The sequence below is a fragment of the Phycisphaerales bacterium genome (assembly GCA_016716475.1).
In the GTDB taxonomy this organism is placed as follows: domain Bacteria; phylum Planctomycetota; class Phycisphaerae; order UBA1845; family Fen-1342; genus JADJWG01.
Genome location: JADJWG010000002.1, coordinates 1,267,857 through 1,290,268, shown reverse-complemented (window position 1 = coordinate 1,290,268; position 22,412 = coordinate 1,267,857). Strand labels below are relative to the sequence as shown.

Annotated in this window: 17 protein-coding genes; 12 read left to right on the top strand and 5 right to left on the bottom strand. The window is 66.0% G+C overall.

The features are described from left to right. Nucleotides 1-145 precede the first annotated feature (145 nt). The 12 genes from IPM18_12990 to IPM18_12935 all read left to right on the top strand — a co-directional run bounded on the left by IPM18_12990 (nt 146) and on the right by IPM18_12935 (nt 12,148). Nucleotides 146-940 (top strand): electron transfer flavoprotein subunit beta/FixA family protein, encoded by a 795-nt coding sequence (locus tag IPM18_12990; protein MBK9120496.1) that lies wholly within the window; start codon nt 146-148, stop codon nt 938-940. Between the two features lie 75 nt (nt 941-1,015). Further along, entirely contained in the window at nt 1,016-2,005 is a 990-nt protein-coding gene (locus IPM18_12985) for an electron transfer flavoprotein subunit alpha/FixB family protein (protein ID MBK9120495.1), read from the top strand. Nucleotides 2,006-2,276: 271 nt separating this feature from the next. Next, the gene (locus IPM18_12980) at nt 2,277-5,234 is read left to right on the top strand and encodes a mechanosensitive ion channel family protein (protein ID MBK9120494.1); all 2,958 of its coding nucleotides are present in this window, start codon (nt 2,277-2,279) and stop codon (nt 5,232-5,234) included. A gap of 299 nt (nt 5,235-5,533) precedes the next feature. Beyond that, nucleotides 5,534-5,908 carry a hypothetical protein gene (locus IPM18_12975; GenBank protein ID MBK9120493.1) on the top strand — a complete coding sequence of 125 codons (375 nt, stop codon included), beginning with the start codon at nt 5,534-5,536 and terminating at the stop codon, nt 5,906-5,908. Nucleotides 5,909-6,091: 183 nt separating this feature from the next. Next, on the top strand, nt 6,092-7,045 hold the full coding sequence (locus IPM18_12970) for a site-specific DNA-methyltransferase (protein ID MBK9120492.1): 954 nt from the start codon (nt 6,092-6,094) through the stop codon (nt 7,043-7,045). After that, nucleotides 7,042-7,653, top strand: a complete 612-nt coding sequence (locus IPM18_12965; GenBank protein ID MBK9120491.1) for a restriction endonuclease — start codon at nt 7,042-7,044, stop codon at nt 7,651-7,653. Before IPM18_12970 ends, IPM18_12965 begins: the two co-directional genes overlap by 4 nt. Before the next feature lie 61 nt (nt 7,654-7,714). Next, nucleotides 7,715-8,044, top strand: coding sequence for a restriction endonuclease (locus tag IPM18_12960; GenBank protein MBK9120490.1), 330 nt, complete (start codon nt 7,715-7,717; stop codon nt 8,042-8,044). A gap of 23 nt (nt 8,045-8,067) precedes the next feature. Continuing rightward, complete coding sequence (locus IPM18_12955) at nt 8,068-8,316, top strand: hypothetical protein (protein MBK9120489.1); 249 nt, start codon at nt 8,068-8,070, stop codon at nt 8,314-8,316. 50 nt (nt 8,317-8,366) lie between these two features. After that, nucleotides 8,367-8,510 (top strand): hypothetical protein, encoded by a 144-nt coding sequence (locus IPM18_12950; GenBank protein MBK9120488.1) that lies wholly within the window; start codon nt 8,367-8,369, stop codon nt 8,508-8,510. A gap of 106 nt (nt 8,511-8,616) precedes the next feature. Continuing rightward, nucleotides 8,617-9,042: a hypothetical protein gene (locus IPM18_12945; protein ID MBK9120487.1), complete on the top strand. Its 426-nt coding sequence runs from the start codon at nt 8,617-8,619 to the stop codon at nt 9,040-9,042. A 555-nt stretch (nt 9,043-9,597) separates the two neighbouring features. Next, nucleotides 9,598-10,896 carry an AAA family ATPase gene (locus IPM18_12940; GenBank protein ID MBK9120486.1) on the top strand — a complete coding sequence of 433 codons (1,299 nt, stop codon included), beginning with the start codon at nt 9,598-9,600 and terminating at the stop codon, nt 10,894-10,896. A gap of 478 nt (nt 10,897-11,374) precedes the next feature. Continuing rightward, the gene (locus IPM18_12935) at nt 11,375-12,148 is read left to right on the top strand and encodes a histidinol phosphate phosphatase (protein MBK9120485.1); all 774 of its coding nucleotides are present in this window, start codon (nt 11,375-11,377) and stop codon (nt 12,146-12,148) included. Between the two features lie 21 nt (nt 12,149-12,169). Here the strand turns inward: IPM18_12935 and IPM18_12930 are convergent, their stop codons facing one another. From IPM18_12930 to IPM18_12910, 5 genes are all read right to left on the bottom strand, one after another. Next, nucleotides 12,170-13,255 (bottom strand): hypothetical protein, encoded by a 1,086-nt coding sequence (locus tag IPM18_12930; GenBank protein MBK9120484.1) that lies wholly within the window; start codon nt 13,253-13,255, stop codon nt 12,170-12,172. Between the two features lie 187 nt (nt 13,256-13,442). Next, on the bottom strand, nt 13,443-14,411 hold the full coding sequence (locus IPM18_12925) for a hypothetical protein (GenBank protein MBK9120483.1): 969 nt from the start codon (nt 14,409-14,411) through the stop codon (nt 13,443-13,445). A gap of 358 nt (nt 14,412-14,769) precedes the next feature. Then, nucleotides 14,770-15,759 (bottom strand): dihydroorotate dehydrogenase-like protein, encoded by a 990-nt coding sequence (locus IPM18_12920; protein MBK9120482.1) that lies wholly within the window; start codon nt 15,757-15,759, stop codon nt 14,770-14,772. Between the two features lie 98 nt (nt 15,760-15,857). Next, the gene (gene nifJ / locus IPM18_12915) at nt 15,858-19,436 is read right to left on the bottom strand and encodes a pyruvate:ferredoxin (flavodoxin) oxidoreductase (GenBank protein ID MBK9120481.1); all 3,579 of its coding nucleotides are present in this window, start codon (nt 19,434-19,436) and stop codon (nt 15,858-15,860) included. Between the two features lie 355 nt (nt 19,437-19,791). Then, nucleotides 19,792-22,278 (bottom strand): carbamoyltransferase HypF, encoded by a 2,487-nt coding sequence (locus IPM18_12910; GenBank protein MBK9120480.1) that lies wholly within the window; start codon nt 22,276-22,278, stop codon nt 19,792-19,794. Nucleotides 22,279-22,412: the final 134 nt, after the last annotated feature.

Genomic DNA, 22,412 nt, shown 5'->3' with positions numbered 1-22,412 from the left:
AGGTTGGCAACTCGCTGTGTCCGTGGGGGCGTCGTACGGGTCCACGAAACACGGGCACCCGTCGTCGGCCGCTCTTGCGAGCGCGCTTCCGTGAGTTATGATCCAAGGCACGTTCAGGTCCACATCGGTCAGCAAGGGAGCGCGGATGAAGATTCTCGTTATCGTTCGCCAGGTTCCGGATTCCACTGCCACCATTCGACTGCGCGGGGATCATAAGGACATCGAGCGAGCCGGCGTGAAGATGGTCGTCAACCCGTTTGACGAGTTCGCGATCGAGTTGGCGGTGCAATTGCGCGAGAAGCGCGCCGACGTGGAGAACATCGTCGCGGTGCTGGCTGGCCCGGCGAGCGCTGCCGAAGCACTGCGAACCGCGCTGGCGGTCGGCTGTGATGAGGGTCTGCATCTGCAAGATCCCGCGTTTGAGGCGCTCGACGAATTACAGCTCGCCGCGGTGCTGGCTGCGGTCGTACGTGAGGGTGGTTATGACCTGATTCTGCTCGGCAAGCAGGAGATCGACCTCGACAGCGGGCAGACAGGACCGGCGTTGGCGGAACTGCTTGACCTGCCCCATATCGGGGCGACCACGGCTTTCGAATTGGCGGCGGACGGCCGAACGTTCACGGCGCGCCGCCGCATCGAGGGGGCGGAAGAGGTGGTGGCGGTGCCGTTGCCGGCACTCGTGACCATCGACAAGGGTCTTGTGGAGATGCGCTACCCTTCGCTGCCCAACCTGATGAAGGCCAAGAAGAAACCGGTCAAGGTGCTGACGGCCGCGGACGTGCCTGGATGTGCGGACCTGGTGGCGCGTCTGGGTGGCACCCGCGTGGTCACGTATGAGCCGCCTCCGGAGCGTCCGCCCGGCAAGCTGCTGGAGGGTGAAGCGGACCAGCAGGCCCGTGCATTGGTCCAGTTGCTGCGTGACGAGGCCAAGGTCATCTGAACTGCGCCGTCGTGACTGGTGGCGAACCGTGGAATCGCCCGCTGCGCCGCAGCGGCCCTGCTTGAGGATGATGTGATGCCAGCCGATGTCTTTGTATTCGGTGAACAGCGTAACGATCGCCTGCACCCGGCCGCACTTCAAGCCGTGACTGCGGCACGGGCGCTGGCTCAGCAAACCGGGGATCAGGTCGTCGGTGTGATCGTGGGGAGCACGGTCGGTGCCGCAAGCGAAGCCCTGGGCGGAGCCGGCGTGGACCGGCTACTCGTCATCTCCGACCCGGCGCTCGAACACTACTCGGTGACTCGTTATCGCACGGCCTTGTGTGCCGCAGTAGCGAGTCAGCCGCCACGCGCGCTGTTGCTCCCGGCGACATTCATGGGACGCGATCTCGCGCCGCGGCTCGGGGCCGCGCTCGGCGCGGCCGTGGTGACGGATGCGGTGGCTGTCGCAGTCGAGGGGGAAGAGTTGGTGGTGCAACGGCCGGTGTACAACGGCAAGGCGTCGTGCCGTGTAGCGCTGCCCGCCGGACGGCTGGCGATCGTGTCGCTGCGGCCCAACGCGTTCGCTGCGCCGCGCAGCAGCGGTTCGGCCGTCACGGCCGAGATTCTGCCCTTCTCACCGGCAGCGGGCGATGAGCGCATCACGGTGCAAAGTGTGGCGAAGGCGGGGGGCGGGATCAAGGACGTGGCCGAGGCGGACATCATCGTGTCCGGCGGGCGTTCGCTGAAGAGCGAGGAGAACTTCCGAATCCTGTACGAGTTGGCGGCGGAGCTGGATGGTGCGGTCGGGGCTTCGCGCGCCGCCTGTGATGCGGGGTACCAGACACACAGCCGGCAGGTGGGGTTGACGGGCAAGACCGTGACGCCGCGGCTCTACATCGCCTGTGGTATCAGCGGGGCGATTCAGCACCTCGCGGGGATGCGCGGCAGCAAGGTCATCGTGGCGATTAACACGGATCGCGAAGCACCGATCTTCAAGCTCGCGGACTACGGCGTCGTGGGCGATTTGTTCAAGGTCGTGCCGGCGCTGACGGCCGCGGTGAAGGAGCTGCACGCGCGCTCGTAGCCGGGCGAAGCATGGCAGCCAGGCCGCTTCCGGATGCCCAGTCGCGAGCGCCGCGCGCAGAGGTCTGCTTGCGGCTTGGCAACAGGCCTGACGATGGCCGTCACCCGGCCGCTTCCGGCTGAATCTACCCTGCCCACCTCCCAGACTCACCAACCCGAATGTGAGGCGCGCGTTGCGTTGCGGCTCCGCGTGCGTACGATTAGGGCAGGCGCGCGGGGGTAACCGGCTTTTCCGGCGTTTGGCTGGCCAGCCCTGACTCCTGGAAGTGGGCATGCAGCATTCCGACGGTTTCGTACGATGGTGGGTTCCCGGTATCGTGGTTGGGCTCTGCGCGCTGGCGCCCCCCAGGGCGGCCGAAGCCGCGACCCCCATTCAGCCGACCACCACCCAAGGCGCTGCGACTGCACCGGCTGAGACCCGGCCGGCAGAAACTCGGCCGGCGGACACGCAACCCACCACGCCCCCGGCGCGGCCCGCGCTGCGGAATCCGCTCCGCACGCCATACCAGGCGATGCAGCACTTTCTGTCCATTGTGCGTGACACCGAGAGGGGCGAAGAACGCTTCCAGGAGGCCACCGGCTTTCTGGATCTCGGCGCGCTCGATGCGGACGTGCGGGCGGTGCGTGGACCGGAGTTGGTACGGCTGCTCGACGAGATCCTGCAACGGCTCGAAGCCGACGCCGCTTTTGATCCCGAGGACCAGGTGCAGTTGCCCGATGTGCCGGCCCTGGAAGTGAGCGTGCTGCAATCGTTCGGGCGACTGCCGATCGTGATGATCCTCGAACGCATGCCGCGCGTTGTGCGTGATGACGCGGGTGAAGAGCAGACGCTGCAGGAGTGGCGCCTGGCGCGGACCAGCGTGGCACTCATTCCGGAGTGGCATGCACAGCTTGATCTGCTGATCGAGCGCGTGCATGCGCCGCGGCTGGCGCTGTCCGTTCCACCGGCGGAAGGCGCCGCGCTCAGCTCGCCGTATGCGCTTGTGACGTATTTCCTCGATACCTGGCGGGCCGCGCAGGAGAGCGGACGCCTGTACGAAAGCGCCTTCGCGTGCCTCGATTTCGCGGGCGCCGTCCGCACCAACATCGCGCGTGAGCGGCGGCTCGACGCCCCGGACCTGATCGAGGCCGAATTGGAGCGTCTCGGTCCGGATTTCGTCCGCAAGTTCATCACGGACAACGGCATTCGCTACGTGGACGGGCTGGCGCAGCTTATCAGCGCCGCCCGCAATCGCGGCGTGATCGATCTCGAGAAGCTGGCTCGGTCCCTGCCCCCGGAGCACAAGGGCTTCTACGCGATCGGTGCCAGCCCGGTCCAGATTCTGCTGGTGCGCGGGCCCGATGGGTTGTGGCGCTTCGGCGCGACGACCGTCCGCGACGTGCCGCGCATGCTCGAACTTACCCAGGTGGTGTCGCCGCCCCCCACGCCAACACCGCCACCGCAGCCCGCCGCGCCACCACCCACGACCGCGGCCCCGGGGGTGGCGCCGCCCGCAGCCGTGGCCGCGGCACCGGCAGCCCCGGCGAGCCCGCGGCGTACGACCCGGGCCAGCAAGCAATTCCGCTCAGCCCAGGCCACGCTCGGGACGTTCCGCCAGGCCATGGAGCGCGGTGACCTCGACACGGCGGTCCAGTGTCTCGACCTGAGCGGTCTGAGCGACACGGAGCGGGAACTGGCCGGCACGCTGGCGGGGAAATTATGGCTTACGCTGACCCGTAGCGAGCGTGTCCCGTTGTCGACGGTTCCGGACGACCCCGACGGTGAGGCCTACGAATTGCTCGCGCGGCCGGAAGGGCGCATTGAGATCGACAAGCAGTTTGCGGCCGGGCGGGCCGAGGAGTGGCTCTTCACAGCCCGTACCGTGCGCGACATCGAGGAGCTTTACGATGCACTCGAGGCGCGGCCGATCCACCGGGATTGGAAGGGGGCCCAGGTCTCGTTTTTGAAGCTGCCGTCCCTGTACCTGCGTGAGCTGATCAACACCCGGATCAACGACCGCATCGTCGAGCGGGAGGACCCGGCGACCGGCGCGGTGGTGGAGGTGGAACAGCCGGGGGTGTGGCCGCGCTGGCTGGGAACCAGTTGGCTGCGCCTGCGCGTGTGGCAGTGGATCGGGATCGCGCCGGTGCTCGGACTGGGGTGGCTCGTACGGCGGGTCGCGGTGCTGGTGCTGCCCGGACTGGGGCAACTCGTGCTGCGCAGCGCCAGCCACGAGGATACCGCGCAGGCGATCCGGCGGGCCTTCAAGCCGGTGGCGACGCTGCTCATGCTGCTGGCTTGGTGGGGTGGGTTGCAGTTCCTGGACCTCGGCGCGCCGCTGATGAGCTGGTTGTGGTTCTTCCTCAAGGTGCTGCTGGCGGTGGCGGGCGTACTGGCGGCGTACCGGCTGATCGATGTCGCGGCCAGCTACACGCGCAGCCGATCGGCGCTGCGGTCATCGCGCGTGGATGATGTTCTCATTCCGCTGCTGAACAAGACGGCAAAGATCGTGGTCGCGGTGGGCGGGCTCGTGTTCATCGGGACGACGCTGGGGCTCGCGGTGACCCCGCTGCTCGCCGGTCTGGGTGTGGGCGGCCTGGCGTTCGGTCTGGCGGCGCAGGATACGCTCAAGAACTTCTTCGGCTCGGTCAACGTGGTGCTCGATCGGCCCTTCCAGGTCGGTGACTGGGTGAAAGTGAACGACACCGAGGGCACGGTGGAGTCGGTCGGGTTGCGCAGCACGCGCATCCGCACGTTCTACAACTCGCAGATCACCGTGCCGAATTCGGAGCTGATGAACGCCCGGGTGGACAACATGGGACGGCGGCGCTATCGCCGGACGTTCACACACCTGTCGCTGACGTACGACACCGCACCGGAGCAGTTCGAGGCCTTCTGCGAAGGCATTCGCGAGATCATCCGCCAGCATCCTTACACACGGAAGGACTACTACCAGGTGTACGTGAGTCGCTTCTCCGACTCGTCGATCGACGTGATGCTGTACGTGTTTCACGAGTGCCCCGACTGGGCCGTGGAGCTGCGCGAGCGGCACCGGCTGTTCCTCGACATCATCCGGCTGGCGCGGCGCATCGGCGTGCAGTTCGCCTTCCCGACGCGCACGCTGCACCTGTTCCGCGGCAGCGACGAGCCGCTGCCCCCGGGTACGCCGATGGTGCCCGCCGTGTCGGACGACGCCGTGAAGTTCGGCCGTGAGCAGGCCGAGGCGCTGCTCAAGGAGTCGGACGGGTAGGGGGAAGTGCGCCCGTCCCGCCGCACTCACCCCCCTCCCTCTCAGGGAGGGGCAGGGGGAGGGTTCCGCTCCACAACCCCGTTGCGTCGCCTCCCCGTGGCCGACGCCGCACACAGTACGCCCGCGCTGGCGTGGGTATCCTGCCTGCGCCTGAAACGGGTGGGGCAGGCATCCTGCCTGCCCGGCGGCGACACCGCGCCGCGCGGGCGTTACCCCCCTCCCTCTCAGGGAGGGGCCGGGGGAGGGTTGTGCGGCACAACACCGTTGACGTCCCCGCCGCCGTGCGGCATCCTTCCCGCATGGCTCGCAAGAAGGGGAAACCCGCCGCACCGTCCGCCGACACGCCGCCCGCATCCGCCGCCCCCGCCGGCCGGCCGTCGTCGCTCGTGGACACCCGCATCATCTACTGCGGCGACTGCCTCGACCAGCTCCGCAAGCTCCCCGACGCCTGCGTCGACCTCGTGTACATCGACCCGCCGTTCAACTCCAACCGCAACTACGAGGTCTTCTGGGGCGAGGCCAAGGAGAAGCGCGCCTTCGAGGACCGCCACGCCAGCAACGCCGCCTACATCGACTCCATGCGCCCCCGCTCCGTCGCGCTCGCCACTCGCACCCCACTGTGCCGCAGTTGCATATCGCACGAGGGACTGGCCGGCGAACGGATGTTCGGATAAAGTACGGACGCACAGGAGGCAGCGGATTCGTGCCGGTTTGCCAAAGTCCATCACCGGCCACTAATGAGGTCCACGAGTGGACGCACGCAATTGCGATCCTTCAGCAGGACCACTCGGCTGAATGGGCTCAGATCGTGGAGAAACTGCATCCAGAGGCGGGCTGAACCGCTCGAGGAGGTCAAGATGATTCGACATCGATCAGACGGAGAACACCCGCGCTTGTTTGATGCGCTAGGGAAGCTGCGCATCCGCCGCAGTTACGACGGCGCCAACGATGTGACACTCTACGCCGGGGATTGCATGGAGCTCCTTCGATCCATGCCCGATCGTTGTGCCGATCTGGTCGTGACGTCCCCGCCATATAACATCGGCAAGGAGTACGAGACGCGGCTCGAACTCGGCGACTATGTCGCCCAGCAAGCCGGGATTATCCGCGAGTGCGTTCGAATCCTGAGCGATCGGGGCAGCGTCTGCTGGCAGGTCGGGAACTTCGTCGAGAAGGGTGCGATCATTCCCCTTGACAGCGTTCTATATCCCGTCTTCGCCAGTTTTCGCTTGCGTATGCGCAATCGGATTATCTGGCACTTCGGACATGGCTTGCATTGTTCACGGCGGTTCTCGGGACGGTACGAGGTTGTAATGTGGTTCACCAAGTCGGATGACTACGTTTTCAATCTTGATGCAGTCCGGGTGCCCCAGAAATACCCGGGCAAGAAGTACTTCAAGGGCGCCAGAGCTGGCGAGTATTCATGCAATCCACTTGGCAAGAACCCCGGCGACCTTTGGACAATCCCAAATGTCAAGCACAACCATGTTGAAAAGACCGAGCACCCATGCCAGTTTCCAGTCGAACTCATCGAGCGACTGGTGCTTAGCATGACAATGCCGGGAAGCCTGGTTGTTGATCCATTTGTCGGCGTTGGCAGCACGGCCATCGCCGCTGTGCGCCACGGACGGCGCGCCGCTGGCGCTGAGTTGATGAGGCGCTTCCATCGCATCGCTCTAGAGCGATTGCGACTCGAAGCGCGCGGCCAACTCGTTACGCGGCCGATGGGAAGGCCGGTCTACGAGCCCGGCAATGAGACGGTCGCCAAGAGTCCCTTCGCAGATGGCTCGGCAAAAGGCGATGCGCGATGAGAATCGCCGCGCTACATTCCCATCTCAACGGCTACGAGTGGCTGCTTGTCCATGAGAGGCGCATATGGAAAGAAATCGAGGCAATCGTTCGATCGGTTGATGCAGATCAGTTCAGGACGAAAATCAGCAAAGAGAAGACGATGCAGGGGAAGGCACTCTATGCGCCGATCGAGATCAACAACGCGATGAAGCAGTCGTTCGGCGCGGCCCAGTGGAAGGAAAGCCGCACCCAATACTGGGTAACTGACGACTATATGCTCATCCGCAAGACCATGCACATGGCGGCAGCGGAGCAGCGGGCCGAGATTGTGGCGGCCGGCAAGCGCCCCATTCGCTCCTACAATCAGACCGATTTCGTCAAGCGTCGCGTCGCGGTGGAAGTTCAGTTCGGCAAGTACAGCTTCATCGCTTACGACCTGTTCGTCAAACACTTGGCTTTCTACGTCGGCGACCAGATCGATGTTGGTGTCGAAGTGCTGCCCATGAAGGCAATGCAGGAGAGTATGTCCTCCGGGCCAGGCTATTACGAGGGGGCGCTCTACGACATTGCGCGGCAGGGCCGTGGGGTTCCGGCGGTGCCGCTCGTGATCATCGGCGTAGTCCCATGAGCCCAGAGAGCCGCAGGATATCGCCCTCGGCGGCATCCCGAACAAGGCGCAGGTCGGCGACATGGGCATCGACGGCCGCATCTTCCCCGTCTCCGCGACGCCCACGCGGCCCGCGAAGGGCAAGGACGGCACCGAGGTCTTCGGCGAGTTCCTCGACCACTGGTACCCGATCCAGGTGAAGCAGAAGGATAAGGTCGGCCGCCCGGACATCGACAGCTTCGAGGCGATGATGATGCGCGAGGACCGCCCGAAGGGCTTCTTCGTCGCGTTCGAGTACTCCTCCGACGCCCTGCGGGAAATCGACCGCTTCTTCCGCCAGTCGGGCAAGGTCATCGTCGCCCTCACGGTGCGGGAGATTCTGGACGAGGAGCTAGCCAAGCGGCTGGCGTGAGGCCAGCCAGAAAGGACGAGGCGATGGGCGCAATCACGTATTTCGAGGAGCGGTTGCGGGGCTCAGATTGGGGCGAACCGACTGACCGCGAGACGGCGGGCTTCGACGTGCGCGTGCTGGAGTTCGGAGGGTTCGTGCACATTGAGATGAAGCCGGCGGCCCAAGACGACCGAGTGCGTTACATTGCCTTGTTTTCACCCAACGAAGCAAAGAGCTTTTTGGACGGGTTCGCGGCTGCCATGCGCCGTGTAGGGGTGCTCGGCGATCGCTGAGGCAGGAGCCTGCGTCGACGGATGCACCTACGCGCGTGGAGGGCTGTCCTGTGTACACGGCCGCGCTGTACGTCGCCGCCATTGCGGGGCTCACTATCGCCGGTCTGCTCAATGGCTGGTTCGTGTGCTACGACAGGGACGCTCGGCACTTGCCGTTCCTCCGCCGCATCACACGTCCGGGCTGGGAAGCTTGAGCGTGAGCTGAGTTCGATGCGCTCGGAGAGCGTTCGCGCGTTTACGGACGAGCTCGCCGTCCGCTTGTGGCATGAGAGGGTTTCCGCTGGCGCAAAAGCAATCCACATGGAGCATCGGTTCACCATCGGGAAACTGAGCTTGTTGGCCCACGCAGTCGGGGTCGGTTCGAAGGGGCCGAAAGACTCCGTGGCTATGGCGGACGAAACTTTCTATACCGCCCTCGTGGATATCTTCGAGCGCATGAAGACCGCGGGTGCCGACTACGCGGCCCTTTTCCGAAGCGCCGGCATCGACGATCCCGCCATATTGTGGATCGCAGACGAGTTTGCCGCGGCGTGCCGCGCCCTGCCTGACGACGTAAACCGACTGGAACGTCTTATGCGAGACGAGGGAATCCACCCGACCCTCGCGCGCGCATACGTGGAGCTCGCTTCGTACCTCGCCGACTTTGCACACGATCTCGCCGAAAGGCTGATACGCACCGAGTACGCCCGGCGGCTTTCCGCCGTCCCACCGCCCGCGCCGCAGTAACCGCCGGAGGATATTGTGACCCGGTCCGGGAAGACCGCCCGCCGGGGGCTCGGAGCGGCGGCGGGCGGGGCGGGGTCCCTGCCCGCCGGGGGGCGCGGCGCGCCCCCCGGCGGGTAGAATGTCTGCCCGCGGCGGGCAGAGTGTCGACCCTTACTTGGAAACGGGTCCCGTCCCTAAGCTTGAGGATGGGACCCGTCCCAAGGGTTGGGTCGGGACCCTTCCTCAATGGGGTCGCGCTAATTGCGGTCCGGATAACGCCCGCGGGACCTCCGGGAACGCGCGCACTCCGGGCCGGGGCGCGGCACCGCGGATCGCTCTTCAACGCGGGCCAGCGGCGCCGCCGGCCGTCCGCACGAAGAAGACGCCCTCGTCCGCGGCTTCGGGCTCGAACTTCAGGCGGTTGCCGTCGATCTGGCCGATCTTGCCCGACGTGCTGGAAGCCGACTAGCGGCACCCGGAATGCCGGCCCGCCCTGCCAGCCCACCCCCGGGTCCGCCGCTGCCGCCCTCCCGCGATCCCTCCCTGCCTCACTAGCTGTGCTATACTATCTATACCATGACCCGCCGCGACCCCGACCTGCCCCTCGCCGCCCGCCCACGACCGATCATCCTGCACGGTGCCACGCCGCCCAGCCGTACCCTCCACTGGCTCTGGCCACTCCGTCTACCCGTCGGCGCCCTCTCCCTCCTCATCGGCGACCCCGGCGCCGGGAAATCCCTCCTCACTGCCGACCTCGCCGCCCGCCTCTCCGCCCCTTACCCCTGGCCCGACGACCCCCCCGACGAACGACCCGACCCCGCCACCCTCCCGCCCCTTCCCCCCCAACCCTCCGACGCCGACCTCGAGCGCTCCTTTCCGACCATCCGCGGCGTCCACACGCGCAGCTTGCCCATCCTCGACACCCTCTTCGCATCACCCGAAGACGCCGACGCCCTCCCGGCCCGCCTCGCGGCCGCCGGCGCCCACCGCGCCCACGTCGCCACGCTCGCCGGCGTCAGTCCGCCCCGCTCCGACGAGCTGCTCCCGCTGCGCCTGCCCACGCACGCCGACCAGCTCGAACAGGCCATCCGCGCCTACAACCACACGCGGCTCGTGGTCCTCGACCCCCTCCACCTCCTGCTCGACGACGGCGTCCACGCCAGCCCCGACCTGCAGGCCCACCTCCTCGCTCGCCTCGCGGCCATCGCCCGCCGCTACGACCTCGCCATCCTCGCCGTGGGCCACTTCACGAAGCGCTCCGCCCGTCGCGCCATCTACCGCATCCGGGGCGCGCTCAGTCTCATCGCCGCTGCCCGTTCGATTCTCCTGCTCACCGCGGACCCCGACCAGCCCAACCGCCGCATCCTGACCCAGCTCAAATCCGCCTATGCCCACCACGCGCCGCCGCTCGCGTTCCGCATCGTCACCGCCACCCCGCTCCCCCTGGCGCCCGTGCCGCCCCCGCCGGGAGAGCTTACGTTCCGCACGTCTCCGCTGGATGCGCCCGGGCCAGAGGCGCCCGTGCCCTGTCCCGCGCCCGCGCCGCCACTGGCCCACTACCCCTGTCCGCACATGGGCCCCAGCCCCACCGGCCCCGGCCCGCGCCTCCTGTGGGACCTCCCGGACGCGGGCGACTGGCGCCTCTCCACCGGCCTGCTCGATCTCTCCTCCGAGTCGCACGCCGCCCTCTCCGAGGCCTGCCACTGGCTCACCGCTTTCCTCGCCGGGCAGCCCGTCCCCGCCCGCGCGCTGCTGACCGCGGCACAGGAAGCCGGCGTCTCCCGCTTTAACCTCTTGCGCGCCAAGCGCCTGCTCAACGTCGCCTCTCAAAGGCGCGGGCACGCCTGGTTCTGGATTCCCACCGTGCCCCGGTAGCCGCCGCACTCCCGTGCCGTCACGCCCGGCGCGCGCCCGCCGCGAAATCCGCCCACCGCCACCCCGCACCGCCCACGGTCGCTCGCCGGCACGCCTGTCAAATCCGCCTTGCCAAGGCGCGCCCAGCGTTCATCCTCCCTGTATGCACATGCCGCCTTCATTCCCTCCGCCGCCGCCTCCCCACGATCTTCTCCATTTTCCAAGAGTCTCACTTCTGGCGCGCGACAGGCGCGAATTCTTGAAATTCTTGGCGGAATCTCCCGCACTTTTCTGCCATCCCGCTACCCCGCCCCCAACCCCTCCCCCCATCTTCACACCCCTCCGCTCCCCGCGGTCTGCGACCAACGGCATGCCGCTATACTCCGGTCGCGGCCGGGGTGTGCGCCCGCGGTCCCGCTCGTTACTCTGTCGTCTGGCGCCCTGTTGTCCGGCCCGCCCGCCGGGGCCGACCGAGCCGGAGACCCCCGCGATGCCCGCCATGCACGCCAACGAACTCCAGCGTATCCTCGATTTCGCGGTCGAAAGTGCCCAGCTCGCCGGGGCGTTTACGCTCGGCTACTACAACTGCGGGACGGGGTTCGAGTGGAAAAGCGATCGCACGCCGGTGACGGTCGCCGACCGGGGCGCGGAGGAGCTGCTGCGCAAGCGCATCGCGGCCGCCTTCCCCGACCATGGCATCCTCGGCGAGGAGGGCGGTGAGCAGCGCGGCACCGCGTCCGCCCGCTGGATCCTCGACCCGATCGACGGCACGATGTCATTCCTCAGCGGGGTGCCGCTCTTCAGCGTGCTGATCGGCTTCGAGTGGGCGGGTGAGATGCTGGCGGGGGTGATTCACCTGCCGGCGCTGGGGGAGACGGTGTACGCGGCCCGCGGGCTCGGGTGCCGGTGGAACGGCCGGCCGGCGCGGGTCTCACGGGTGACGGCGCTGTCGGAGGCCCGCATCAGCGCGACCTCGAGCAAGCTGCTGCACGACACGGGCCGGTGGGCAGCATACGAGCGGCTGCGGGCGGCCAGCTACACCGATCGCGGCTGGGCGGATGCGTACGCCTATGCGTTGCTCGCGACCGGGCGGGTCGAGGTGGTGCTCGATCCGGTGATGAGCATCTGGGACACGGCAGCACTCATGCCGGTAGTGACCGAAGCGGGCGGGACACTGACGGACTGGAGCGGGCGGCCGACGCACACGGCGCCGGAAGCGCTGGCGACGAACGGGGCACTGCTGGCGGCGGTGCTGGAGAAACTGCGGGGGTGAATCCGGCTGCGTGTGGACTGCTCAGTACATGCATTCCCGCGCCGCTTCCGCGTAGTGCCGCAGGTTTTCGGGCGGGGTTTCGAAAAAGTGGTCGCTGGGCGACAGGATGTACCCCCCGCCCGCGCCGAGCGTCTCAAACAGGCGGAAGACTTCCGCACGGATGTCGTCCCGCGTACCCTGGTCGAGCACTTGCAGTTGATTCACGCCACCGATCAGGGCCACGCGGTGGCCGATGCGGCGCTTGATCTCGGGCGCATCGGCGTCGCCGCCCATGCCCACGGGCGTCAGCGTCTCACTCGCGTCGCAACCATTGGCCACGATGAGGTCGAGGATTGGCATCATGCCGCCGCAGGTGTGGTACACCGCCGGCAGGCCGATCGCGTGCAGGGCCGCATGCTGTTCGCGGTCGTAGGGCAGGCAGAACTCGGCGTGCAGCTTCGGCGAGATGCAGGTGCTCGACGCCGCGCCGCCGCCGGTCTCAATCAGGTCGAATCGGGCGCCTGCCAGTGACTCCGCGATGAAGCGCAGCTTCTTCTTCTGGAGTACGCGCAGGAAGTGATGCACCCACGCGGGGTCGCGCTTCGACTGGAGGATCAGCGGCTGGAGGCCGTACAGCTCACACGCATCCTGCCAGCAGCCACCCTGGCTGCCCCACAGGAAGCCGCGCAGGATGCCGTCGTCCCCCAGTTCGGCGTATGTGCGCGCAACCGCGGCGCGGTCGAGCCGCGGCACCGGCATGTAGCGGTCGATCAGGTCCACGTCTTCGGGCTGCTTGACGAGGTGCTCGATCAGCCACGCCGTGGCCGGGCGAAACTCCCAGGTATCGCTGAGCGTACCCTCCGGAGTGTGGTAGCGACGCTGCCTGACACGATGCCCGGCCAAGCTGGTGGTTTCGAAAACCTCTATACGCCAGTCCGGAGAGGGCTGCTCGCTACAGGGCAACGCGGGCAGAGACGCATCGAGACCGAAGTGCCGGAAGGCGTCCAGCGGCGACATCCCGTGGAGGTACTTGTCGAGGTGATACGGTTGCCATTGATGCACGGTGGCGGGCAGCCGGTCGGGCCGTTCGCGGCGCAGGGCGCAGAGCAGGCGTTCCTTGCTGGTCATTCGTTGGCTTTCAAGGTGCCGGTGCGGTGTCCTGGGCGCAGCGCATCACGGCCGAGGCCGCAAGGATAACACAAATGGGATGGTGGGGCACAGTGCGGTGGGGGGTGCGCAAACATACGCGGGGAGCACGTGTTGTCACGCGCTCCCCGCGCTGCAGTAATGATTGCGTTTGCAATATGAACGTGGCCTAGCGGCGGCGAATGAGCGCGCCAAGCAGGGTCACAAGCAGCAGCGAAGCCGGCTCGGGGACGTTGGTGTTGATGTTCAGCGCGTAGTCACCGATGTTCTGCGACGCCGAGGAGACGCTAAAGAAGTTGCTGAAGGCGGTGTTGAAGGCGCCAAGTGCGATGTAGTACGTACCGGGGGCCAAAGAGCCGTCACGACCATTATACGCCAGACCGTCGCCGGGCGCCGGACGCGGGCCGACTTCGCCGTAGGTCAACTGGCTCAGGAGGGCGGTACCGTCATCATCGTCCGTGGTGATGAACGTCCCGTTCGCGGCGTACAGGCCGAGCTCGGTGTCGTTCGAGGGTGCCAGCAGCGAGCCCTCGGTGTCGATGTCGAGGAAGGTGCCGAGCGCATTGTCGATCGCCTGATCGATCGTGAACTTGTACCACTTCACCTCGCCCGCGGCGAGCGAGCCCGTGATGCTGAGCGGTCCGGAGAGCGTACCGAGATCGGTCGCGGTCGGGATGACCATAGTCTTCAGTGTCACGCGCACATTCTGCCAATCCGCAACACTACCACCGAAGGTCTGCCGGAAATTAAGGGCGAGCGGATCAGTGCCGTTGAAAGCGGTGGCGAAGCCGCCGGCAAACCGCAAATTGAACAGGGGGTTCCCATTGCTTGCGCCATTGGCGGCAGACACAGCACCGGTGGTGTAGGAGACGCCGATCCCGGTCGGGAGGGTAGCGCTGCCACCACCAATCACATCGGAGAAGAATACCCGGGATTCATTCGACCAGGGGTTGCCACTGACGGCCGACCAGTCCGCCAGCACCTCGAAGCCGACATAGGTGTCGGCCGGTGCGCCGGTAAGCGCCTGGCCCGTCCACGTTGGAGATACGTTCCCCGGGCTGAACGGGGAGAACGTGAAGTCCGCCCAAGCGGGTGTCGTCGCCAACGCGAGCGTCGCGACCCAGAGAATCCTCTTCATAGCTTCGCCTCCTGTTTCAGAGCATTTTGCCCTTGCACGGCCAAGCGGCCTGGCGGTCGAGCGACCACGCGCTCAGAGAGGGGAAAGTCGCCAAGCTTGGCCCTCAGAATGGCCGTCCAGAGGGTGGAATCAACTGGTGGCGAGAACGCGCACGCATCACAGAATTGAATTCTGGCTGCTTCTACTCCTCTGTATCGCGATCATAGCGAAGGCGGGGCGTACCAGTCAATCCCGGTCCGGGATCGCGCCCGATTGTGAAACATGCCGGCGAGCGGTCGAGAAAGGGACTGGAAACGGCAACGCCCGCCGGCGAACCGACGGGCGTTACCGGGGCTTCAGGAGGGGAGAGAAGCTCGGGTTAGGTATAGCTGTTGAGGGCCTTCATATAGTTCGCGCGCTCGAAGGCCGTCGGGTTCGGGCACGATTTCTGGCTCAGACTACCTTTCAACTGGGTGACCGACTCATAATCGTGCTCGGCCATCCAGGTCCGCATCCCGGCCAGGATGTTCGCGAGTTCTTCCGGACCTTTGCGGAGGAGCACCGAGCAGAGCTGGGCGACATCTGCACCCGCCATCAGCGTCTTGAGCACGTCGGTACCGGTGGCGATGCCGCTGTTCGCGGCCAGGTTCGCCTTGATGTGTCCGTAAAGCACAGCGATCCAGCGCAGCGGGAGGCGCAGCTCGGCAGGCGAACTCAGCACCAGATCCGGTTCCACCTCGAGCGTGTCGAGGTTGATGTTGGGTTGGTAGAAACGGTTGAAAAGAACAAGCCCGTCGGCACCGGCCAGGTCCAGGCGGGTCGCCATGTTGGCCATGGCGCTGAAGTAGGGGCCGACCTTGATGGCAACCGGGACGGTTGCGGATTGCTTCACGGCCTTGAGGGCGTCGATATAGAGCCCCTCGACCTGCGCGCTGCTGAGGGCCGAGTCCGTGGCAATGTAGTAGACGTTGAGCTCGATCGCGTCAGCGCCGGCTTCCTGCATGAGGGCGGCGTAGTGGGTCCAGCCACCGGGCGAGCAGCCGTTGAGACTGGCGATTACGGGGATCTCCAGCACGTCCTTCGCTTTGCGGATGTGATCCAGGTACTCGTCCGGGCCGAGACGGTACTCTTCCTGTGCGGGGAAGTAACTGAGACTTTCGGCATAGGACTCGGTGCCGAACGTGGTGTGGTGGTGCAGTTCCTCGGCGTCGTGCTGCAACTGCTCCTCGAAGAGGGAGTGCAACACCACCGCGGCGGCGCCGGCATCGCGCAGGCGCTTGAGTGAGTCCGGATCGGCCGTCAGCGGACTGGCCGCGGCCACCAGGGGGTTCTTCAGTTTCAAGCCGAGATACTCGGTCGAGAGATCCATGCGTCGGTTCCTTGCTGAGAGCCAGGGGTGTCCACATCAGGTTGCACCCGCGGGGGGAAAGCGGGGCGCCGGGCCGCGACCCGGCGCCCCGGCCGCCGTTAGCCGTGGCCGTTGCCGCCGGTCGTAGCCACGTGCATGGCGGCCAACTGCTCGTAGAGGTTCCAGCGATTCTGCACGTCCTGGCGGGCCAGTTCGAGCAGCTCCTTGGCAAGCTCGGGCTTGCTCTTGGTCAGCATCTTGAAGCGGGTCTGCTGGTAAGCGTATTCCTCGTACGGCAGTGTCGGCTTCTTGGAGTCGAGCTGCAGCGGGTTTTTGCTGGCGGTCGCCAATTCGGGATTGTACCGCAGCAGCGGAAAGTGCCCGCTGTCGACGGCGCGCTTCTGCGTGTCGAGACCCTGCCGCATGTTGATGCCGTGCGCGATGCAGTGGCTGTAGGCGATGATGAGTGAGGGGCCGGTGTACGCTTCGGCTTCGAGGAAGGCCTTGACGGTCTGGGCGTCATTGGCACCCATCGCGACCTTGGCGACGAATACATTGCCATAGGTCATCGCCATCAGGGCGAGATCCTTCTTGCCTGCCGGCCGCCCGCTCGCGGCGAACTTCGCCACGGCGCCGCGCGGCGTGGACTTGGAGCACTGACCGCCGGTGTTGGAGTAGACCTCGGTATCGAGCACGAGTACGTTGACGTTGCGGCCGCTGGCAAGAACATGGTCGAGCCCGCCGTAACCGATGTCGTAGGCCCAACCATCACCGCCGACGATCCAGACGCTTTTCTTGACGAGCGCGTCCGCGATCTGGAGCAGGTGGCGGGCATCGGGTGTGTCAACCCCGGCGAGCTTCTCCCGCAGAGCGACAACCCGCTTGCGCTGCAGCGTGATTTCGCCATCGTCGCGCTGTGAGCTGTTGAGCAGCCCGTCGGCGAGATCGGCCCCCAGCGGATCGCGCAGCCGGGTGACGAGCTCTGCGGCGTACTCGGCGTGCTTGTCGAGCGTCAGCCGGTAGCCGAAGCCGAATTCGGCGTTGTCCTCGAACAGGGAGTTGCACCAGGCCGGGCCGCGACCGTCGGCGTTCTTCACCCAAGGGGCCGTGGGAAGATTGCCGCCATAGATGGATGAGCAACCGGTGGCGTTCGCGATGATCGCCCGGTCACCAAAGAGCTGTGTGAGCAGCTTGATGTACGGCGTCTCACCACAACCGGTGCAGGCGCCGGAGTATTCGAACAGCGGCTGGAGGAACTGCGACCCTTTCACCGAGTTGATGCGCAGCTTGCTGCGGTCGGCCTCGGGAATCGCGAGGAAGAACTTGTAGTTCTCGCGCTCGGACTCGCGGAGGGGGGGCTGGAAGGCCATGTTGATGGCCTTGAGGCGGGCCTCCTGCTTGTTCTTCGCCGGGCAGGCCTCGACGCAGATGCCGCAGCCGGTGCAGTCTTCCGGGGCAACCTGAATGGTCGCGACGCAGCCCTCGAACTCCTTGCCGATATACTTGGCGGACTTGAAGGTGGGTGGGGCGTTGGCGACCAGCTCCTGCGGATAGGCCTTGAGACGGATGGCCGCGTGGGGACAGACCAGCGCGCACTTGCCGCACTGTGTACACACGTCCGGATCCCAGACGGGAATTTCCAATGCGATGTTCCGCTTCTCCCACTGGGTTGTGTCGGTCGGGAAAGTGCCGTCGCACGGCAGCTTGCTGGTCGGCAGCTCATCACCCCGGAACACGATCATGGGACCCAGGACATCGCGCACGAAACCCGGCGCCTCCGCCGGCACCGGTGGCCGCATCTCCAGCGTACCGGTGGGCTGGGCGGGAACCTTCACTTCATGCAGGTTCGTGAGCGTCTGGTCGACAGCACTCCAGTTCTTTTTGACAATTTCCTCACCCTTGCGCCCGTACTCCTTCTTGATCGCATCCTTGATCGCGGCGATGGCTTCGTCCTTGGGCAGCACGCCGGAAATCGCGAAGAAGCAGGTCTGCATGATCGTGTTCACCCGGCCGCCCATGCCGGTTTCCTTGGCGACCTTGTAAGCGTCGATCGTGAAGACCTTCAGCTTCTTGGCGATGATGTCCTGCTGAACTTTACGCGGGATGCGGTCCCAGGTTTCGTCCGCGGGAAACGGGCTGTTGAGCAGGAAGGTGGCGCCCGGTAGGGCGGCCCCCAGCATGTCGTACTTCTCCATGAACGCCCAGTTGTGGCAGGCGACAAAGTTGGCGGTGCTGATCAGGTAGGTTGAGCGGATCGGCTTGGGGCCGAAGCGCAGGTGCGACACCGTCATCGACCCGGCCTTCTTCGAGTCGTACACGAAGTAGCCCTGGGCGAAGTTCGGCGTGTCCTCGCCGATGATCTTGATGCTGTTCTTGTTTGCGCCGACCGTGCCGTCCGCCCCCAGGCCATAAAACAGGCCGCGAAAGACCTTGTCGTCCTCGGTCGAGAGGGCGGGGTCATACTCCAGACTGGAGTGCGTGACGTCTTCGTGAATGCCGATCGTGAAGTGGTTGCGGGGCTTGGCGGCGCTGAGATTGTCGAACACCGCTTTGACCATCGCGGGCGTGAATTCCTTGCTCGACAACCCATAGCGGCCGTTGACGATCTTCTTGAGTCCGCCGGGAGCGGTTCCTTCGGTTACGGCCTCGCCAAAGGCCGTCAGTACATCCTGGTAGAGGGGCTCACCCGGGGCGCCGGGTTCCTTCGTTCGGTCGAGCACCGCGAGAGCCAGCACGCTCTTGGGCAGTGCGCGGATGAACGTCGCGCTGGCAAATGGGCGGAAAAGGCGGATCTTGATCAGCCCGACCTTCTCACCTCGGGTGGTGAGGTAGTCCACCGCTTCGTGGGCGGCCTCGGCGCCCGAGCCCATCATCACGATCACCCGTTCCGCATCCGGGGCGCCGACGTAGTCGAACAGGTGGTACTGGCGCCCCACCTGCTTCGCGAAGCGATCCATGACCGCCTGTACGATGCCGGGCGCCGCCGCGTAGAAGGGGTTCACCGTTTCGCGGGCCTGGAAAAAGACGTCCGGGTTCTGTGCGGTACCACGGAGCTGCGGCCGGTCGGGCGTCAGCGCCCGGCTGCGGTGCGCGGCGAGCGCCTGCTCGCTGAGGATCGCGCACAGGTCGGCGTGCGTCAGCTCTTCGATCTTGGAGACTTCGTGGGAGGTGCGGAAGCCGTCGAAGAAGTGGACGAAAGGCAGCCGCGACTCGAGTGCGGCGGCGTGTGCCACGAGGGCCAGATCCATGACTTCCTGGACCGATCCGCTCGCCAGCATGCCGTACCCGCATTGGCGCACAGCCATCACGTCGCTGTGGTCGCCGAAGATGCTGAGTGCGTGCGTCGCGACCGTCCGAGCGCTGACGTGGTAGACGGTCGGCAGGAGCTGTCCGCCCATCTTGAACATCGTCGGAATCATGAGCAGCAGGCCCTGCGACGCGGTGAACGTCGTGGTCAGGGCGCCCGTCTGGGCTGCGCCGTGGACGGCGGCACAGGCCCCGCCTTCGCTCTGCATTTCGATGACGTGCGGGACTGTTCCCCAGAGGTTGGTTCGTCCAAGCGCGGACCACTCGTCCGCCCACTCTCCCATGTTGGAGGAGGGCGTGATCGGGTAGATGGCAATCACCTCGCTCAACGCGTGAGCGACATGGGCGGCGGCCTGGTTGCCATCAATCGTGACCATGCGACGTTCACTCATTGCAACTGCACTCCTGAAGGCCGGGGGGTTGGGTCCGGCTTGTTGCGGCATCCGGCAAGTTCCCGTTCGCGGACGGTTCGGCCGGTGGATGCACACCCAGCTATCGGTATCCGGCACGCAGCGTGCCAGCCGTGTGGCCAGCCGCGGCCACCCCACGAGTTTCGCCCGCGTGGCTGCGCGGTTGCTGCGACGTACGACACATGGTGTAGCGACAAACGCATATTTGTGCAAGAGTATTTATGCCGCTATTTATCCGTAAATCGGGAGGGTGGGGTTCGAATGCGGTTCTGGCAGGTGCGATTTCCTGGCGAATTTCCCGGACCGTGCGCGAATTTGCTCACGTGCACCTCTCATCTCAGCGATCACCGCGCTGTTGCCAGGCCGCGACCCAAAGCTGTCCCAGTGCCAGCCCACCGTCTCCGGGTGGGGTACGCTCGTGGAAGAGCACGTGAAGTTGCCGCTGCTCTAGCCGTTCGACAAGGCCCTCCAGTAGCAGTCGATTCGCGAAACACCCTCCCGAGAGCGCAACCGTGCGTACGCCGGTCCGAGCCACTGCCACCAGCACTCCGCCGACTAGCGCTTCCGCCAACGTTGCTTGCGCCTCTGCCGCGCACCTGGCAACCTCCAGGCCCTGGGGCGCCTGCTGCTCGACGAGTGCGCGGACGAGCGGGGCGACATCGATCTGAATCAGGCCATCCGTGTCGCGGGGTGGACAGGGCCGAGGCGAAACCGGCTCGGGCCACGAGGCCGCTGCCGCCTCCACGGCCAATGCTGCCTCGGCCTCGTGCCGATTGCGGTCGCAGAGCCCCAGCAGGTACGCGATCGCATCGAAGACGCGACCCAGACTGCTCGTGCGTACACCGGCACCCTGTTCCCATTGCCGTGCAAACAAAACGGATTGAGCAGCTTCCGGAATGGTGTGCCGGTCCGCAGCCCAGCGCTCCCACACCGTGCGCCAATTGTTACCGTATACCCTGGCCACCAGCGCGGCCGCCGGGCGCCAGGTTTCAATCGCCGCCGCATCGCCACCGATCAGGGGGAACGGTTCGAGCCCACCGAGGTGAATGCATGCACCGCGCTCACAGAGCAGGATCTCGCCTCCCCAAATGGTGCCGTCGCGGGCGTAGCCGGTGCCGTCACACGCCAGGCCGATCACCGGTCCGGTCTCGCCGTGCTCGGCCAGGACACTGGCGACGTGAGCGTGGTGGTGCTGCACCGGCACGAGCGGCAGGCCCAGCTCGGCCGCGTAGCGCGTGCTGTGGTAGCGCGGGTGGAGATCGCACGCGAGCAACCGTGGGTGGAAGTCAAACAGTTGTCGCAGGCGGGCGATCGCCGCGAGAAAATTGCGGTACGCGGCGGGGTGTTCGAGATCGCCCAAATGCTCACTCAGGATGGCCTCGCCGTCCTGCAGTAAGCCCACAACGGACTTGAGATCACCACCAAGAGCGAGGATCGGTGGAGCGCCCGCAAGGGTGGGTACCGAAATGGGCTGCGGTACGTAGCCGCGGGCGCGGCGCAGGGGAACAATCCGCTCCCGCCATGAGTAGACGACAGAGTCGTCAATCGGCCGACAGATCTCGCGGTCGTGCAGGAGAAAAGCGTCGGCGACATCCTGGAGCCCATTCATCGCATCGTGATCACGGTAGCAGAGTGGCTCGCCGGACAGATTTGCGGAAGTCATCACCAGCGGGCCAAGACCCTCGGCGAAGAGCAGGTAATGGAGCGGTGTGTACGGGAGCAGCAGGCCGAGCGTGTGGCAGCCGGGGGCAACGAGCGGTGCGAGGGCTGGGGCCGCAGGTTCAACCGAGTTGCAGTCTAAGCGGTGCGCCTGATCCGAAGCATCCCTGCCAACACGGTTCCCGGGCTCCCCTCCGAAACGGGAGCGGGCTAAGTCGCGGCGTGGTACCAACACAATCGGCGCAGCCGTACTGAGCAGGGCAACTTCGTCACTCGGCGCAAGCCATGCGAGTCGGTGTGCGGTGTCTAAATCGGGCACCATGATCGCCAGTGGCTTACCATCGCGGAGCTTGCGTTCGCGGAGGCGACCAACGGCAGCCGAACTGTCAGCACGGCAGGCGAGGTGGTAACCGCCGATCCCCTTCATGGCGATGATTTCGCCGCGGCGCAAGCGGTCCGCCGCGTTACGGACGACATTCAGTGGGGGCGTGTGAGGCGGGTGGCAGGCGCGGTGTGATGTGGCCCGGCGATCTCGCTCGGCTGATGAAGGTGGTTGTTCCGTCGGGGGAGTCGACGGCACGACCATCCGCAGTGCCGGGCCGCACGCCGGGCACGCGTTCGGCTGGGCGTGAAACCGGCGGCTGGCAGGGTTGTCATACTCAGCTTGGCAGGGTGGGCACTGGACAAAGGGGGCCATCGTTGTCTTCGGCCGGTCGTACGGTACATCGCGGATGATCGAGTAGCGCGGGCCGCAGTTGGTGCAAGTGATGAAAGGGTAGCCGTACCGTCGATCTCCGGCGTCGAAAAGCTCGCGCCGGCAGTCCTGACAGAGGGCCACGTCGGGCGTTACGGTGGGTCGGCTGCCTTCGGCTGCGGCAGAGGCGACGATGCGAAAGTCGCGTTCGCCCAAGGGAGGGAGATCCGCAGCCGTGCAGGCCGTAAGCACTGCGAGGGGTGGTAGCTCGACGGGCAGTGCGGCCTCAAATGCCGCGATGCCGGCCGCCGGACCCTCCACCTCGATCCGGGCACCACGACCGTCATTCGCCACCCACCCGCCGAGTCCGTGCTGTTGCGCGAGTCGGAAGACGTAGGGGCGGAATCCCACCCCCTGAACTTGTCCGCGGACATCGAGGCGGCGGCGGAGTCGGGGTTCAGGCGGGTTCACGGCGGTGCTCCGAGCGGTCGGAATCCGGGTCCGGAGGACTGTGCAATTGGCGGTATTCCCGCTATCTTACTCGAATAATCGACTTTTACGGGAACGTCACTCCCGTCCAGTTTACGGAGCCCTCTCGATGTCGC